Raw genomic sequence first — 17,143 nt, forward strand, 5'->3', positions numbered from 1 at the left:
CAGTCTTACAACATCTTGCAGTATAAGGAATGACTTCATTGGACTGGAAACGCTTTATCTACTTCCACCACGTCCCAACCGCTCAAGCTTCACTCGCACTTGGTTTTATTGGTCTCGGTCAGGCATGGGCTCTCTACCTGCCTTCCTTTGGTGAATTTATCCGCCCTTTCTGCTCTGTTGTTGGCTCTTTGCTTCTTGCCCCGGTTTTGATGAGATACATCAGTGCTCCCCGGATTTTCCTGCAAGATATTAAACACCCGCTCCGGGGAAGCCTAATGGCGCCCATGAGCATGGCTTTGCTGGTGCTGTGTGATTACCTGGCCATACTGTTTCCCAAGATAGCTAACCCTCTGTGGTTTGCTGCTTTAACACTGCACATCACCATGATGGTGCTGTTCTTCGCCTTTCAAATCAGCAATTTCAAGTTCACCAACATTGTACCGAGCTGGTTTCTTTATCCGGTAGGCGTTATCAGTTCTACGCTGGCAGGTAGTGCGCTTGGGCATACGGTGTTTTCTCAGAACATGGCGATGGTGTGCATTGCAATCTACTTCGTCATGCTCCCTTTGGTGTTGTATCGACTGGTGTTTGCAGGAAAGCTACCCAGAGTCGCACGACCAACACTGGCAATCATGGCAGCCCCGGTTAACCTGTCACTTGCCGCTTATCTGGTGAACTTTCCCAACCCTGACCCCATTCTGGCAGGCGCGCTGTCGGGTATCGCAATTACCATGACGTTGCTGATTTATTTGTGTTACATCAAGCTGATGAAGCTCAAATTTCAACCTTCCATTGCTGCCGTTACCTTTCCTTCCGTAATCAGTGCAATCGCTATGCAAAGATTAACCACCTGGTTTGCCGAAGAACACCCTAATTGGGTCTGGCTACATTGGTTTGGTTTTTTCGAAATCACGATCGCGACAATATTGGTTGTCTGGGTTTCCGCCAATTACCTCAAAATGTACTGGCCTGAGCTACCCTTTAAATTACGCAAATCTTAAAAGGCTTTTCTGAAACTAATGGAATAAGCTCATTAAATTTTTTCAATTTTATTAAGTATCTACCCCCGAAAGGGTATTTTAGAAAATAAATAGATAAATAAAGGATAGCTATTTTTGCCACAAGCACCAAAAACATAAATATTGCATAATGACGACTGAGTTTCTCCGGATATTAATAAAAGGGTCAGCTGACCTCACAAATATCCACATAAGAGAAATATCATGAGTAACTTAACAGCTAAACCGCTGCCGAATTTTATTGAGAATAAACTTGAGAACTACCTCGAGAAGAACATTTACTCACGAAATAACGGCAAACACATCGTCCAGGGCTTGCTGCCAAACGATGATTCGATAGTACTTCGTAGTAACGACTACTTGGCAATCTGTAATCACGATTACATTAAGGAGAGACAAATCAGTGCGCTTACCCATGCTAAGCGCGAGCCGATCATGTCGGCGGTATTTCAGGACCAAACCATCGAAGAAGGTTCTTTCGAGCAGAAATTTGCTGATTTTCTAGGCTTTGACCACTGCATTATCACTCAGTCAGGCTGGGCGGCAAACGTAGGGCTTCTTCAGACCATCGCCGATGAAAACACTCACATTTACATCGACTTTTTCGCTCATATGTCCTTATGGCATGGTGCACAAAACGCAAACAGTAAGATCCACCCCTTCCTACACAATCGTCCTAAGAACTTACTGAAGCAGATAAAGAAATATGGACCCGGTATTGTGGTTATCGACTCGGTATACAGTACTCACGGAACGGTCGCACCATTGAAGGAGTTTGTCGAAGTCGCAAATGAGCAAGGCTGCGCGATCATCGTCGACGAATCTCATTCTATTGGTACACACGGACCACACGGAGCCGGTTTGCTAGCTGAGCTAGGGTTAACGGATAAAGTTGATTTTGTTACCACCAGCCTGGCAAAAACGTTTTCTTATCGAGCTGGCGCTATTTTGTGTCATCACAAAGTGCACGAATGTCTGCCCTTTATCTCACTTCCTGCCATCTTCAGTTCGGGCATCATTCCTTACGAAATGGAGGCACTCAAAGCAACGTTGGAATTGATTAAGGGAAGCGACGAAAGACGCGAGGATTTATTCAATAAATCTCATAGATTGATTGCTGGTTTGAAGTCTTTAGATATTAGTACAGACAGCGACTCTCAGATTGTTGCTATAGAAACGGGAACAGAGGAAAACACAGAAAAGGTCAGAGACTTTTTCGAACTTAATGGCATTTTCGGTGCGGTTTTTTGTAGCCCGGCAACGCCAAAAAATAAGAGTGTTATTCGCCTGTCTGTAAATAGCGATGTCAGTGATTCTGAGTTAGACAAAGTGCTTACTGTGTGTAGCTTGGCGAAAGAAAAAGGACTCTTACAATAGACAGATTTTTAAATAACGAAATCCTAAAATAAGCGATTTGAATTTTAAAATTCAGGCAGTTTAAAAGAATTTAAATTGCAAAATATATTAATCAGAGTGATATGCAAAAATATTTATATTGAAGTTTAAATATAATTAATTCACGCATTCACTCTGATATATTTTCAGGCTCACTACACCCAGGTCGATACCTTCTGGATCAGAACATCTTTGGACGCCGGCTTCAGAATGTAGTCGTTCATACCGCTTTCAGAGATGGACTTCAGGGTTTTTTCACATTTCTCACCAGTAAAGCAGATGATTGGAATGTCTTTCCCTTTGTACTGGTATTTTTTGTCTCTGATCGCAAGCGTTGTTTCAATGCCGTCCATTTCTGGCATTTCTAAGTCCATCAGAACTAAATGTACTTCGTTAGAGTTAAGCAACTGCAGTGCTTCTCTGCCATTTTCAGCTTGCAGTACTTTATACCCCTGCCTTTCTAGCAACGTCGAGGAATAAAGCCTTAGCGACGCATTGTCGTCCACAATAAGCAATGTCGTGTTGCCCTTGTAATTGGATGATCTTGTGACTTCGCCACTCTTCGATACTTTTTCGAAAAACAGTTTATCCAGCTTCACTGCCAGCCCTTTCACAAAGGCATTCACTTCTAACGTTTCGTAAGACAAAATACGATTAAGGGTCAGGTAATTTAAGATATTGCCTTCGTACAAGTAGACAATCTTTCCTTCAAAGCTACACAGCTTCTTCTCTAAAGAAATGAAACGCTTTTGGTCTTCCCTGTAACTGGCCAGATCCACCAAAATGACATCTTGTATCAACTTAGTATCCGTGATTTCCAGCGTTGCGGGTTCACTGTGAGTCAGCTCGTATCCAGTGAAGAATGCATGCGACTGGAGCGCATTCAATGTTTCACCAACACTACCGACATATAGCAGCGATTTCTCTTTGATGACACCGTCTTTCAGGTTAAACACACGTTCTGAATCGTACTTAGGAAAACGCAGCTCAAATTGCGTACCTTGGTTCACTTCACTTTCACATTGAATCGTACCGTTGAACGCTTTCATTACCTTACGACAGAAAGGCAAACCCAATCCAAAGCCACCTTTCTTCCCAGAAGTGTAGAAGTCGCTGAATATCTGATCGATGTTTTCGCTATCGATACCCGGACCATTGTCCCCGACAAAAATGGAATTGTATTCATCGCCGATATGAAGCTGAATGTCTATTCGAAACCCTACTCTGTGTTTGTAGTAGAGTGCATTTTTCAGCAAGTTGAAAATAACGTAGCGAAGCAGTACATCGCTACCGAAAAAGTCTTCCGACTTATCATAAGTCAGGCGAATCAAGCTTCGGTCGGATGCATTACTAAAATGAAACCCATCGATAGAGCTCTCCAGAGTTTCACCAAGCGAATGGCGACGGAAAGTTGAAGTAGACAAGCGATGTTCATCAATCGAAGTCAGCAGCAGATTGATTGTTTCATTGCCTCGGTCAATCACGTCCAGAGAATCATCAAGAATCCCGTTAATCTCATCAAGGCTCTTCGCATCCAGAGGGTAAAAATCTGAAAGCTGTTGCGCATTTCTCTCAGGGAGGAGGTGTTTCACTACTTCAATGGAGCTGTAAACCGCACTGAGTGGATTACGCATTTCATGGGCAATCCCTGCACCAAACGATTTTGCCAGAGACACTCTAGATTCGTTTTCAGTGAAATTTCGGTAGTAGAAAAGTGTGCCAAATGCATAAGTGAAAAAGAACACTGGCATCAGCGTCCATTCAAAATACGTGACCTGGTCACCTCCGATAAAGATCGCGAGATAGGCAGCGGCGTAGCCGCCCACACTTTGGAGGAAAACAATTCGAGTATCGTAAATCAGTAATATCTGGAGGAATATGCCAGACATCAGAGACATGCTCCAAACCATTGACCAGTCATTTTTAAGGAGCATGTACATAAAAAAGAAAGGAATACATACACCTAGTGAAATAACGTAATAAATATGGAGATAACGTTTTAAATATATGGGGAGCTTATTTCTCAGTAAAATCGGGACTAACAACAAGCCGCAAATAACACGAAAGCCTAGGTTTTCATAACTGTCTGGAACAAGCCAAGTCCAGACAAAATAGTAAGCGGGAAAACCAATAATTCCCATTAAAGCGACAATTGTTAAGTTAGGCTCAGCATATTCATAAATCTTTTTTGCACGTTCAAACTGCATCAGTTTCCCTAGCCTACGCATATTTTTCTAATTGATTTTTGACCGTTAAGTTATAGCACAGAACAGACCTCGTTTCATTGAAACTGGATGATTTATGATCTATGCCATAGATTTGTTACAAATTCAGTAACTCACTGTTCAAGCTAAAGAAAATCTACTGTTCAAAATTGGAAAAGCAAAAGATCAAACCACAGATCTTCGGATTTTCTCAGCAATGTAACCATTATCACGTTTCATGAATTCAAAGCTTAGAACCTAAGAAAAACTGATTTATTGATACTTTTATAAAACTACAGAATAAAGCTCACATTTTGTTTAGATACTTATGAAGGAAACTCAAGATTTTCAAATAAAAACCATGTGATATGTGCTTTGTTGATTAATAAATTACGTTGACTCCGCAAATTTGAATCCGGTGTAAATTGTTATGTGTCTTATTTAATATTTAAGAAAAATGTTTTAGCGCAATAACCGATAAAACACCTCTGTAATTTAGGGTATAGAGCTAATATTTGGAATTTCGGGCAACTCTTCATGGTATTTCCCTTTAGCTGCCATAAAACCAAAGGTATAAGGTGTCACTTTCAGCCCTTCTCTGGCACTCAATTCCTGACTTTCTCTTAGTTTGTTGAACATCCAGTCTTCTAACTTTTGATTGATCTCTTGAAACTCTTCTCTGGTGAGTTCCGCGCATAAGGAGATAAGAAACCCATCTTCCTCATCAGCTTTTAAAGCAAGAACTCTCTTTTGCAGGTTAGAGAGCCTTTGACCAGTAAAAAAGCTAGAAAAGCGCGACCCTTTCTCGAAAGCCGTATGTGCAGGCAAAGTCATTTTACAAGCGTTGTTAAGCCCGAGTTCAACCAGCTCTAGTTGCTCTAGTTTCCTTAAATAAAGGTGTATCGACGCATCTGTAAGTCGATATTTCTGACCAATATCTTCCACTGATAAATTTGCTGCCAGTTCACTCCAGAAAGTAAACAATGGGGGATACTGTACAAACGCTTCATCCTGTTCCTGAGAAAATAATGGAATCTGGTGGATGTTTTCCTCTGCTTCTTTGAAAAGGTTAGAAAGAGAACGCCCCACTACCTGGCTTATTGCAACAAGCCTCTGCATAGAGAGCGGTTGTCCGTCATTCAGCAGGCGTTTCACACTGACCTCTGAAATATCTAATTCAGCAGCTAACTGCGCATAGGATACGTTAGACTTTTTTAAGTCTCGCTTCAGGATTACGCAGATTTCTTTTGTTAGCCTGTCGTTCAAAATAAATTCTCAAGTCTCGTATCTTCTCACGCCCCCAAAAGTATCATATTTGCACCCAAGCCAAACAAACTTTGATACTTAAGGTCACTTTATGATTCTTTAGTGGTTTTTGAAGAACATATAACACCCTCTTATGAACAAAAAGCAACTAACAACGAGATTTGGCATACAACAAGCCTTACATTGGTTTGTCACAGGCATCACAATCCCAATTCTTACCTTGATGTTTCAGGCGAAAGGGTTAGATCTTTTCGATATTGGCATAGTAATGGCGATATGGATTGGGACTACAGCTTGCCTGGAGATACCACTTGGCGGCGTGGCAGATACTTACGGCAGAAAACGTACTTACTTTGCATCTCTTGTTGTAAGCGTTTTCGGAGTTTCGCTGTTGCTCATCGCCGATAACATCTGGCATATTTCTCTGGCGGCATTTTTTCTGGGTGGTGGTCGCGCCATCTACTCGGGCACATTAGACGCGTGGTTTTACGACGCTTATCAGATCGCTCAAGGCCAAGATAAATATCATGGTCATCTGGCTAAGGTTCAGGTGTTTGTGACGCTCGGCTTAGCCGCTGGTTCTCTGACCGGAGGTTATTTACCCCAAATCAGTAACTTGTTTATGGCTTCTTCCAATAACCCTTTTTCAGTCAACTTGGTGGTCGTCATCGCCCTGACCATTTTACTGGTTGGGATCACCGCAATGCTGCTCAACATGGAAAGCAATAACCAACCAAAAGAAGAGCCCGACCCCGTGAGTAGTGTTTTAAGTTTAAGCCTCAAAACGCTAAAACACTGCTTTCAGACACCGGTTCTTTTTCGGGTTATTCAGGGGACAGTTGTATTGGGTATGGCACTGAGCGTCGTCGAAAATCATTGGCAACCATTCCTTCACATCGTAATGGGTTCTGAAAACACGACATACATTCTATTTGGGATTATCTCAGCACTTTATTTTCTGATGGAAGCGTTCGCATCCCTAGCATCAGTACGAGTCGCAAAGTGGCTGCGTGGCTCTCATCTCTCAGTATTATTTTACAGTCGAATGGCAGCAGGCATTGTCCTAGCCTTCCTTGCTCTGTCGCAAGACACTATGATGTTTGCACTTGGTTACCTTGGGTTCTTTTTCTTATTTACATTAGGGTGTAACTCAGAAAACATTCTTCTAAATGAAAATACCGAGAGTTCTATGCGCTCCAGCATGCTTTCTGTCAGCTCTCTGGCAGTAACGCTGGGCGGCATGGCAGCGTCGCTAGGGTTTGGCTTGCTCTCGCACCACTATGGCATTCAAGTAAGCTTCATATGTTGCGGAATACTGCTCATCGTCACATCGTTTGTTTACGTGCTAAAACTCAACCACCAGCCTCAAACGGTAACCTAAACTGACGACAAAGCGAGCATACTGCTCGCTTTCTTAACCCTACACAATGGCATTACGTTAGCTTATGTAATTCTCAGCTTCTGACTTACAGACTGCTGGTAATTCTGTATACACTCCGCGCCAATTCCTCGTAATACGGGTTCCAGGTTAACCTAGCGTGTACCTTGCCTTTTTCTTCATACCCCCAGGCAGATAACCAGACATCTCCTCCCTGTTTGCAGTACTCTGTCGCGTCTTCATCTAAACTGTTCATGCACATCCTGTGTTCACCGTTTCGACCGTAATATGGGTTTTCCGGGGCAAACAAAGGGCTCATATGAGAAGCGGTGCTGATCTGGAAAGAATCGAGCTTCATGGTCAATGAAGTAACCGACCCAGCGTCCTCAGAAGCCTCGCCGTACCAAAGCAACTGGTTATCCGGGTGTGTGAAATTTTCCTTATAGAGTGCCTTAACTGCGTCAGGGTCAATAATGCTATCAGCTTCGCTAACCGCTATGAACGTTGGGATAGTCACTTTATTGTTTGAAAGCAAATCCCTCACCTTATTTGCACTGGAAGTGTAGGCAATAGCACCATTGATGGGCGCTGAACTGTAACGAGCCAGATTATCCTCTTCAGTATTGAAACCATCAAAAAACAGAGACGCTAACGGCGCAAGCTTCTCTATGAAAGGAGTGCGAGACTGAAACCCGGGAGAAAACAAAATCAGCCCATCAATGTCCCCTTGCTCAAGACTATGAATTGTCACCAGGTTTCCACCAGTCGAAAAGCCGCCTAACCAGACTTCGTCATACTCTGTTTTCAACATGTTCGCGTAATGATCAACCAGAAATTGCCAATCTGAATAGTTTGGCAGCATCAAATCTGCTGGTTTGCTGCCGTGCCCAGGAAGTAACACAGTCTGAACATAGAACCCTTGTTCCCGAAGCGTTTTGCCAATGTCAGAAAAGCTGTATGGCGAATCCCCTAAACCGTGAACCAGAAGAATGGCTCTTTCCGTTTCCTGTTCTGGCTTCAACTCAAACGGCATATTCATGGCGAGTTCTTTCTCGCGATCGGAGCTTATGAATTCGCGATTCTTGACCAGAAACTCTTCGGTTGTTTGTAAGTAATCTGTAAAAGTTGGCTGAATGAAGTTGTAGTACTGCGAAGACTGGTTAAGTGATATTTGACTGCTTGAAGAACAGCCTGCAATCGCAAGAACAAGCGCGAAAATTACGGTCAGTTTGGTCAGATTATGCATGGTTCTCAATAGTTCGTTCTATATAGGTTAAGTGCATTTCATAGTAGACCGGAGTTTCTATGCAGTCAGTGCACAAAACCGCGCATCGTGTATACGAAAATACGATATCAACACGTTTTTGAACCTAAGAAATTGGCAGCTGTTCTTTATTTATGTGCATTCCTTAATGGACACAGATCCGAGTGTTTCAGTTCAATCGGGATTTTGTATACACATTGCGGAGTTTTGTGCACTGACTAAAAATCCCCCACAAGTACGATAGTCACATCAACACAACAAGACAGAGAGATAACGTGATGAAAGTACAGAAAGTAAAATTCAAAAGTTTAGGACTAACACTTGCTGGTAATTTGTATCTTCCAGAAGAATTCGCCCCTAATCAGCAATATAAAACTATTGTAGTTACACCACCTGCCCACCAGATAAAAGAGCAGACCGCAGCCGTGTATGGTCCGATTTTCGCGAAACTCGGCTTCGTCTACCTTGCTTTTGATTACAACAGCAAAGGCGAATCTGAAAGCTATAAAGAAGGTTTTCGAAATGATGAAAATAGCTTCCGTAAGCATGAAGACCTGCGTAATGCCATTTCCTACCTGTGTTCCCTACCCTATGTAGACCAAAAAAAATTGTATGGCGTTGGGATTTGCGGCGGCGGCAACATTATGAGCAGCGTTCTGATTACAGATTTGCGCGTAAAAGCCTTCGCTTCAATCAGTGCAATGCTGGCAACTGACAACGTGTTCTACAGCGACAAAGCGGCTTATCAAGGTATGATCACAGCGGCAAACCAAGCACGACAACGCATGTTTGAATCCGAACAGTCTGAAACTTTCGACCTATTTGGATACGAAGATCCTGACTATCTTGAAAAGAACCCAAACCTTCCAGGTGCACAGTTAGAAGGCTATGAGTTTTATGGGACAAAACGTGCTGGTTCCGAAACTTATCCAAGGTTTTCTAACTACGTACTGAGCAACATCTATGAGTCCGCTCCCATTAACATTGGTGAGCAATACGCAAACCGCATGGTTCAACCATTCCTGGGCGTGGTGGGTGAAAAGGCTGACACCGCAATAGCAACGGAGCTGTTTTATGAAAAAGTCACCTCAGAGAAAGGACTTTTTAAAGTGCCAGGCGCAAGTCATGTAGACTTGTACGACGTAGAGGAATACGTAAACATCGCTGCTGAGAAAATTGCCCAATTTTTTGATAGTCAGGCACAGTAAATCAACGCGACTACGATTACAGTGGTAGGTAAAACCTACCACTGACAACACAGGTTTTAGCATGAAAAAATACCACTTCGCGAGTATTACAGAACAAAACGAATTACTGGGGATTCGACCGCCGGAGCACCCTTTGCTGGACGTCATCAAAATAAATTCGAAGAAAGAAGACAATCCGTTGAGCTGCGAAGACGGCTTCACAATTTCAGCCAACTTCTATTCAATCTCACTAAAACACATCACTTCGGGTGAACTGCTTTACGGACGCACAAAGTATGATTGCTCCAACGGCACCATGCTCTTCATTGCGCCAGAACAGCAGTTATCTGGAGTGGGCATAAAAGTGGATTCTGTCGCCAGAACCATCTGCTTTCACGAAGACTACATACGGGGTCATAAACTGCAGGAGGAAATTAAGAAGTACCATTTCTTTAACTATTCAGTGAACGAAGCCCTCCACCTTTCCCCAAAAGAAGAAAAGCAAATGGCGGTGATCTTCGACGCTATCGAAGCGGAATATCAAAATAATCTCGATGCGTTTACTAAAGAACTGATTCTGTCGCAGTTGAGCACTCTTCTTATGTATTCAAACCGCTATTATTATCGCCAGTTTTTGATGCGAAAAGAGCTGGATACCTCCGTTTACGACAGGTTTTCAAAACTGCTTGAAGCCCGAATCCAGTCGGTGGTCGAAGAATCATCAAGCATTCCTGAGGTAGAGGAACTGGCGCAAAGTATGAATATGACGAGCCGTTACTTAAGTGATGCGCTAAAAGCGGAAACAGGGAAAACCACAAAAGACTGGATTCATAAAGCACTGATTGAACGATCGAAAGACCTTCTGCTCTCCACTAAGGATTCCGTTGCGACAATCGCCTATTCTCTGGGTTTTGAGTATCCACAGTATTTTTCGAGGCTGTTTAAGAACAAGGTGGGTATGACGCCGTCTGAATATCGTACGGAAAACATCACACATTAGTGCAGCCAAGATTAAAAAAGCGAGCTGTCTGAGCTCGCCTTTTTCATATCGATTTCAATTCAATTTACAGCAGTTCAACCGACTGCTGAGCAATCACAAATTCTTCGTTAGTTGGAATCACCATTGCCACCGCATCAAGTGTATCCGATTTACCGATGATGCCAGACTCGCCAAAGCGTGCCGCTTCGTTGCCGTTCTCGTCTTCGACAAAACCAAGAAGCTTCAGGTTTTTCAAGATTTCACGGCGAATAGGCAGAGAGTTTTCACCAATACCGCCCGTGAAGATGATGGCATCCAGATCATTAAGTGGAATCAGGTAAGAACCAATGTACTTGGCAACGCGATAGGTGAACACTTCAAATGCCAGTTTCGCACCTTCATGCCCTTCTTCCATGGCGTCTAAAATGCCTCGTGCATCAGAAGTAAGCCCAGACACTCCCAAGAAGCCAGATTTCTTATTCAGAGTCTCGAACACTTTTTCCTGACTCCAGCCTTTCTTCATCAGAAATTCAATGATGCCTGGGTCCAGGTCGCCAGAACGAGTTCCCATCATTAACCCAGCAAGAGGTGTAAAGCCCATAGAGGTGTCCACCGATTCCCCATTGCTGATTGCACAGACAGATGCACCATTTCCTAGGTGAACCGAGATAAAGCTGGATTCGTTTACTGGCTTGTTTAGCATTTTTGCTGCTTCACGGCTCACGTAGTAGTGGCTGGTTCCGTGGAAACCGTATCGACGAATACCATATTCTTTGTACAACTCGTTAGAGATTGCGCCAGTGAAGGCTTTCTGAGGCATGGTTTGGTGGAATGCGGTGTCGAATACTGCAAATTGAGGCAACGCTGGGAAGGCATTCATTGCTGCACGAATACCGGTTGCGCCTGCTGGGTTATGAAGCGGAGCCAGATCAGCCAGAGCTTCAATTTCTTCCAGAACATCCTGATTAATTCGCACAGTTTGAGTAAAGCGCTCGCCACCATGAACAATTCGGTGCCCAACAGCAACGATCTTGTCACTCAGTTGATACTCTTCAATCAGGGCTACAATGCGGTTGATGGCATGCTGATGGTGCTGCTCAGGAGCTGTGATGGCTTCTTCTGTTTTATTCCCTTGATATTTCCAACTGATTTCGGCTTCTGGCAGCCCGAAACACTCCCCTAAACCACTTACGATTGCTTCTCCGGTTTCGGAATTGATCACAGCAAACTTAAGGGATGAACTGCCTGAATTGATAACCAGAACAAAGGAATTAGACATAAGGTACGTATCCTGTTTTTAGCTAAATATCTGAAGCATTATGCTTTCATCGAGACTTAAGCCATTATTCAATAATTTTTTAATCTTTCAACTTTCTTTTAGTCTCTTCCACATCTGATTTGAGGATTTGTTGATCTAGCGCAGAAATAAATTTAGTTAGAGTCACAAATTAAATATCACCATATGAATCACAACTAATATAAACAAAAAGCAACGCCACTCCTTGTTGACCATTTTATGAAATATGTTGGAACAGGTTGTCTATACTTGATCTGTAAACATTGCCTGAGACCAGAACAATTGCGCCTGCAGCCCAATTGAGTCATGCCTTCAGGCTGCTGTAATTAAGGGATGAGTGTGATTCTATTTGCGGATTTATTGGTCTTTCTGGGAATTGTGTTTTTGGGCTTAGGGCTCAAACCTGCTGTTCAGATTTGCCAAAAAACCCATGAAATCGGCTGGCAAATTCTTCTCACATTGATCATTGCTTTTATGATCGGTTATTCCCTGTTTCTCTTCTACCTCCTCAGTATTCGCACAATTACGTTTGTCGAGCTTGGCATGTCTGCCATTTTGTTCGGCGGGAGCCTGTTCGTAGCGCTGGTGGTTAACTATTCGCTCAAAAGCATCGGGAAAATTGATGACATAGCTCAGCTTGAACGCTACAACGCCATGCACGATTCCCTTACCCAATTGCCCAACCGCCACTATTGCATGCAGCAATTGGACAAGCGCATAGAGCGCAGAACACCATTTTCTGTGCTGCTATTCGACGTGAATAATTTTAAGTACGTCAACGACGCCATGGGTCACCAGTTTGGTGACATGCTACTACGGCAAATTTCCCAAAGACTCAGCATGATACTGCCCAAACAGGCTTTTTTTTCCCGCATCGGAGGGGACGAATTTGTCGTTATTTTGAGAACCGGTGGGCGCAGACCGATTGAAGAACTTTATACCGTCATCACTGAAGAATTGAGCCACCCGTTTAATCTTGGCGAATACAGCATCATCGCTTCTATCAGTACCGGGGTAAGTATCTATCCGGAATACAGTACCGAGAAAGACCAGATCCTGAAACAGGCAGATGTCGCTATGTACGAAGCGAAAAACTCCGGTTGTGGTCTCTATTTCTATTCAAGCGATTTGGCGGACAAAGCCAAAGAGCAACTGGATATTTCCAGCCAACTGACTTCCGCTTTGCACAATCAGGAATTCGAGTTGCACTACCAGCCAATCGTTAACACACGCTACAATTCCCTTTACGGGTATGAGGCGTTAATACGTTGGCCGCAAGCCAATGGCACCTTTATCTCACCAGAGGTGTTTATTCCGATTGCAGAACAATCCCACATCATTAGGGACATTACCGACTGGGTTGTGAATCAGGTGATCCTTGATATGCAGCTTTTTCACGAATCGGGCATTGATGCCAGTATTCATCTCAACCTTTCCGCTAAGGATCTCAATAGCCGCGCCCTGTTTAACAACCTCGAACAGTTGGTGAAAAGTGACCAGCTCAACGCCAATCGTCTTGTGCTGGAAGTCACCGAAAGCAACATGCTAAAAGATTTGAAAAATACCAAGCAAGTGCTTCAGGCTCTGCGTGAAATTGGCTTTAAGATCAGTCTCGACGATTTTGGTACTGGTTATTCCTCTCTTACATTGCTGAGAGAACTGCCCATTGATCAAATTAAAATTGATAAATCCTTTGTGTCTGGGATGCATCGAAGCGAAGCAGACCACGCGATTGTGAAATCATCTATCTCACTCGCTCATGGTTTAAATTGCACAGTCATTGCGGAAGGGGTTGAAGAAACTGAGTTGATGGTACTGTTGGATACGGCGAACTGCGACTATGTTCAGGGCTTTATCAACGGCAGAGCTCAGACTCTCGAAGACATCATATTCTGGACGAAGCAGCATCAACTAAAAAGCGCCATCTGATAGACGGCGCTTTCTTTAGAATTCTAAAAAGGGAAAGTTAGAACTGGTAACCCATAGTAACAAACATGCCGTACAGATCGGCATCGCCCTGTTTACCATCTTTCTTAAGTGTTAAATGGTTGCCACGCAGCTCAGCACCAAATTCAAAATCGTTATCCAGCTTGTAGGACGCCCCTACCGACCAAACGTAACCCGCACCTTTTGCACGAGGTTTTGAATCTTTATCAACCACACTGGTCTTTTTGTATTCCAGAGCTTCAACAAAACCGTATGAAAGACCTGCAATACCATAAATCTCGACACATTCCGTCAGTGAATAACTCACTTTTGGCGCTAAGTTTAGCGTTAGAGAACTGATCTCTTCGACTTCGTAAAGTTTTGAAGTATCAGATTTTTTCTTCGAGTTGTAGTGAATATCTCCCGAGAAAGAAACACCTAAATGCAGTTTCTGACTCTTCGTCCATGATGAAGTCATACGAGAATAATCGAGAGAAAGCGCTCTACCTGCTAACTCGTAATCCCCAACGGCTGCGACCTTAGACTGGAAACTGGATCCGCCAACTTTGGCAGTAAATAAGTGATATGTCTCTGGACGCTCTTTTGCGTTAACACCTGCAGACAAAGCTGCAACGCTCGCAAAAACTAAGGCAAACTGTTTTTTCAAAACGAAATCCAATTAATCTGATTGTGTTGCATGAGAATCAACGCGAATGAGTTCAAGCCAAAACATTCACAATATCGGGATATTCTCACAATTGATTAAGCGCGCGAGATTCTACACAAATAACACACATATCAATAGAATTATTTCCCTTTAATCGTTAAACAAATTGCCCGAATTTTCATAGTGTGAAAGGGCGCACTTTCCTAGCCACAAATAACCATTACTTCTCGCCTTCGCATCAAGTTGTAAAAATATTGTTACAGGTTAATGTTTTTACAAATCGGTTGTTTTGTAGACGATAAATCAGATTTCATTGATAGTTACCATAACAAATGCAACATATTTGCAACATAATGGTGACTTATGACTAAGCAAAGCCAATACCGTTCAAAGTCGGCAGATGAGAACGGAATCATTCAATGGACGGATGAAGAAAATAGCGTTTGGCATCAGCTTGTAGAACGCCAGTTAGGCTGTATTCAGAACAAAGCCTGTGACGAGTACATGGACGGGCTTGATAAATTGAATCTCCCGTCTGATCGGCTGCCACAACTGGAAGAAATTAACGCTGTACTCAAACCAGCAACTGGCTGGCAATGCGAAGCAGTTCCCGCATTAATCAGTTTTGATCGTTTTTTTGAGCTCCTAGCCAACAAGCATTTTCCCGTCGCCACCTTTATCCGAACAAAAGAAGACATGGAATATCTCCAGGAACCGGACATTTTTCATGAAATATTCGGTCATTGCGCAATGCTCACCCACCCCGCGTTCGCAGCGTTTACAGAGAAGTACGGCAAGCTTGGATTGAACGCGTCGAAAGAAGACCGGGTGTTTCTTGCTCGGCTTTACTGGTTCACGGTGGAGTTTGGACTGATAAAAAACCAGAACGGTCTGAGTATTTATGGCGGCGGTATTCTCTCAAGCCCTGGCGAAACCCAATACGTATACAGTGGAAAACCCATGATCGCTCCACTTGATCCTATTGAAGTACTGCGAACACCTTACCGAATCGATATTATGCAACCCAAATATTTTTATTTAGATGGCATCGAACAGCTCTTTGAACTGGCTGATCTCGATATCATGTCGTTGGTGAAACGTGCAAAATCACTTGGGTTGCACAAACCTATGTATGAACTTGAAAGCTAAAAGGAATAATGATGTCAGAAACACTTTCAGAATCGAGTTGCGAAGCCTGCCGAATGGATGCACCAAGAGTTGAAAAGCAAGAGGCAGATCAGTTACTTCTACAAATTCCTGAATGGAACCTTATTGAAATCGATGGAATCAATCAGCTTGAGCGCATATACAAATTCAAAAACTTTAAACAGGCGCTCGCTTTCACCAATCTAGTCGGAGAAATGGCAGAAAGCGAAGGTCATCACCCTGCCCTTACAACAGAATGGGGGAAAGTAACCGTGCAATGGTGGAGTCACTCCCTCAAAGGGCTGCACCGCAATGACTTTATCTGCGCGGCAAAAACCGACGAAATTCATAAAGAAAATAGTTAGACAAAGCAAAGTAAAAAGGGTCGCAAACGCGACCCTTTTTAATGATATGACTTAAAAGACTTTATACCGCTTTAAAAAATAGTCAGTTCGTTTTCAGACAGAAAAACAATGGCATCTTTGTAGCCGTTTTTAGCAGCACGATACATGTACTCAATTGCTGCATCTTCATCTTTATCACCACCTTCGCCTTCAATCAGCATTTGAGCGAAAACAAACAGAGCATTGGGCAAACCAGAATCCGCAGCAATTTTGATGTATCTTCTTGCTTTTATCGGGTCAGGACGGACGCCTAAACCCTGAGAGTAAACAGTATGCAGTTTTAGTGCAGCATCGGCATTCTGACTGGATAAAGCTCGTTTAAGCCAAAAGATCGCCTCAGCGGTGCTTTTCTCTAATCCATTACCGTGAAGTTTTATCTCCCCTAACGCTACTTGTGCAACAGGAGAGCCCTTGTAGGCGTATTCTTCGGCAAGCCCGATGTATTCATCATCAGACGCACCTGAAAGCTTGTCCAGATAATCAGAGTCCAGTAGTTGAGCCTGCTTCTTACGCCTCTTCGCCTCTGACTGGGCAATCGACGACTCAGGAGACTTGTCCTGAGAATGAGGTGCAAACAAGTTTTTGGGGAAATCTGAATCGGACACGAGAAAACCACTCAAAGCCTAAAATTATCAGTAAGGGGTGGAGAGTATGTCACGAATAGATAAACACACTCTTAACGTTACACAAAATTGCCAAGCTTCTCGCAAGTTGAGTGATTTTTCATCGCAATTTAGAAAATTAACTGGCTAGAAATCGTTGTAAATCCATACCGAACAACATGTTCATTCTCACTTTGTGACTGGAACTCATATTCGAAATTCTGACAAATACACGTGAACGATGAAGCTCAAAAAATCTTCAAATTTCCTGATCGCCAAAAGTACAATCAAATCATCACGATAATTGAGTTGTTTATAATTTAGTCACATTTGGTAACACACCTGAGTAGAGCTAGGGTGATCGTACAGGGTATGGTTAGAGTAAGAACCCAAAAATAGAACAAGGGCT

14 protein-coding genes are annotated in these 17,143 nt (G+C 43.1%); 8 read left to right on the plus strand and 6 right to left on the minus strand.

Annotation, left to right across the window (positions count from 1 at the left end; all coding sequences use genetic code 11):
• Positions 1-29 precede the first annotated feature (29 nt).
• Both INR79_RS24685 and cqsA read left to right on the plus strand, forming a co-directional pair.
• Positions 30-1,001 carry a TDT family transporter gene (locus INR79_RS24685; protein ID WP_080564084.1) on the plus strand — a complete coding sequence of 324 codons (972 nt, stop codon included), beginning with the start codon at positions 30-32 and terminating at the stop codon, positions 999-1,001.
• A gap of 222 nt (positions 1,002-1,223) precedes the next feature.
• Positions 1,224-2,396: an alpha-hydroxyketone-type quorum-sensing autoinducer synthase gene (gene cqsA / locus INR79_RS24690; RefSeq protein WP_004408985.1), complete on the plus strand. Its 1,173-nt coding sequence runs from the start codon at positions 1,224-1,226 to the stop codon at positions 2,394-2,396.
• A gap of 173 nt (positions 2,397-2,569) precedes the next feature.
• Here the strand turns inward: cqsA and INR79_RS24695 are convergent, their stop codons facing one another.
• On the minus strand, positions 2,570-4,621 hold the full coding sequence (locus INR79_RS24695; RefSeq protein ID WP_223097401.1) for a hybrid sensor histidine kinase/response regulator: 2,052 nt from the start codon (positions 4,619-4,621) through the stop codon (positions 2,570-2,572).
• Positions 4,622-5,113: 492 nt separating this feature from the next.
• Complete coding sequence (locus INR79_RS24700) at positions 5,114-5,884, minus strand: helix-turn-helix domain-containing protein (RefSeq protein WP_223097402.1); 771 nt, start codon at positions 5,882-5,884, stop codon at positions 5,114-5,116.
• A gap of 133 nt (positions 5,885-6,017) precedes the next feature.
• Between INR79_RS24700 and INR79_RS24705 the strand changes: the two genes are divergently transcribed.
• Positions 6,018-7,265, plus strand: a complete 1,248-nt coding sequence (locus INR79_RS24705) for an MFS transporter (protein ID WP_223097403.1) — start codon at positions 6,018-6,020, stop codon at positions 7,263-7,265.
• Positions 7,266-7,350: 85 nt separating this feature from the next.
• On the opposite strand, the gene INR79_RS24710 is transcribed toward INR79_RS24705, so the two are convergent.
• The gene (locus INR79_RS24710; protein ID WP_223097404.1) at positions 7,351-8,508 is read right to left on the minus strand and encodes an alpha/beta hydrolase; all 1,158 of its coding nucleotides are present in this window, start codon (positions 8,506-8,508) and stop codon (positions 7,351-7,353) included.
• Positions 8,509-8,804: 296 nt separating this feature from the next.
• On the opposite strand from INR79_RS24710, the gene INR79_RS24715 reads away from it, so the two are divergent.
• Both INR79_RS24715 and INR79_RS24720 read left to right on the plus strand, forming a co-directional pair.
• Entirely contained in the window at positions 8,805-9,734 is a 930-nt protein-coding gene (locus INR79_RS24715) for an alpha/beta hydrolase (protein WP_223097405.1), read from the plus strand.
• Positions 9,735-9,795: 61 nt separating this feature from the next.
• Entirely contained in the window at positions 9,796-10,713 is a 918-nt protein-coding gene (locus INR79_RS24720) for a helix-turn-helix domain-containing protein (RefSeq protein WP_223097407.1), read from the plus strand.
• Positions 10,714-10,777: 64 nt separating this feature from the next.
• On the opposite strand, the gene INR79_RS24725 is transcribed toward INR79_RS24720, so the two are convergent.
• Positions 10,778-11,971 (minus strand): acetate/propionate family kinase, encoded by a 1,194-nt coding sequence (locus INR79_RS24725; RefSeq protein ID WP_004409006.1) that lies wholly within the window; start codon positions 11,969-11,971, stop codon positions 10,778-10,780.
• A gap of 357 nt (positions 11,972-12,328) precedes the next feature.
• Here INR79_RS24725 and INR79_RS24730 point away from each other — a divergent pair, with 357 nt between their 5' ends.
• Positions 12,329-13,918, plus strand: coding sequence for a putative bifunctional diguanylate cyclase/phosphodiesterase (locus INR79_RS24730; protein ID WP_022561490.1), 1,590 nt, complete (start codon positions 12,329-12,331; stop codon positions 13,916-13,918).
• 37 nt (positions 13,919-13,955) lie between these two features.
• On the opposite strand, the gene INR79_RS24735 is transcribed toward INR79_RS24730, so the two are convergent.
• Complete coding sequence (locus INR79_RS24735) at positions 13,956-14,582, minus strand: outer membrane beta-barrel protein (protein ID WP_004409012.1); 627 nt, start codon at positions 14,580-14,582, stop codon at positions 13,956-13,958.
• A 363-nt stretch (positions 14,583-14,945) separates the two neighbouring features.
• Here INR79_RS24735 and phhA point away from each other — a divergent pair, with 363 nt between their 5' ends.
• Positions 14,946-15,731, plus strand: a complete 786-nt coding sequence (gene phhA / locus INR79_RS24740) for a phenylalanine 4-monooxygenase (RefSeq protein WP_223097409.1) — start codon at positions 14,946-14,948, stop codon at positions 15,729-15,731.
• Positions 15,732-15,742: 11 nt separating this feature from the next.
• Positions 15,743-16,093: a 4a-hydroxytetrahydrobiopterin dehydratase gene (locus tag INR79_RS24745; RefSeq protein ID WP_223100310.1), complete on the plus strand. Its 351-nt coding sequence runs from the start codon at positions 15,743-15,745 to the stop codon at positions 16,091-16,093.
• Between the two features lie 71 nt (positions 16,094-16,164).
• Here the strand turns inward: INR79_RS24745 and INR79_RS24750 are convergent, their stop codons facing one another.
• Positions 16,165-16,737: a tetratricopeptide repeat protein gene (locus INR79_RS24750; protein ID WP_045964428.1), complete on the minus strand. Its 573-nt coding sequence runs from the start codon at positions 16,735-16,737 to the stop codon at positions 16,165-16,167.
• Positions 16,738-17,143 lie beyond the last annotated feature (406 nt).

It is taken from the genome of Vibrio sp. SCSIO 43132, assembly GCF_019904195.1.
Taxonomy (GTDB): domain Bacteria; phylum Pseudomonadota; class Gammaproteobacteria; order Enterobacterales; family Vibrionaceae; genus Vibrio; species Vibrio nigripulchritudo.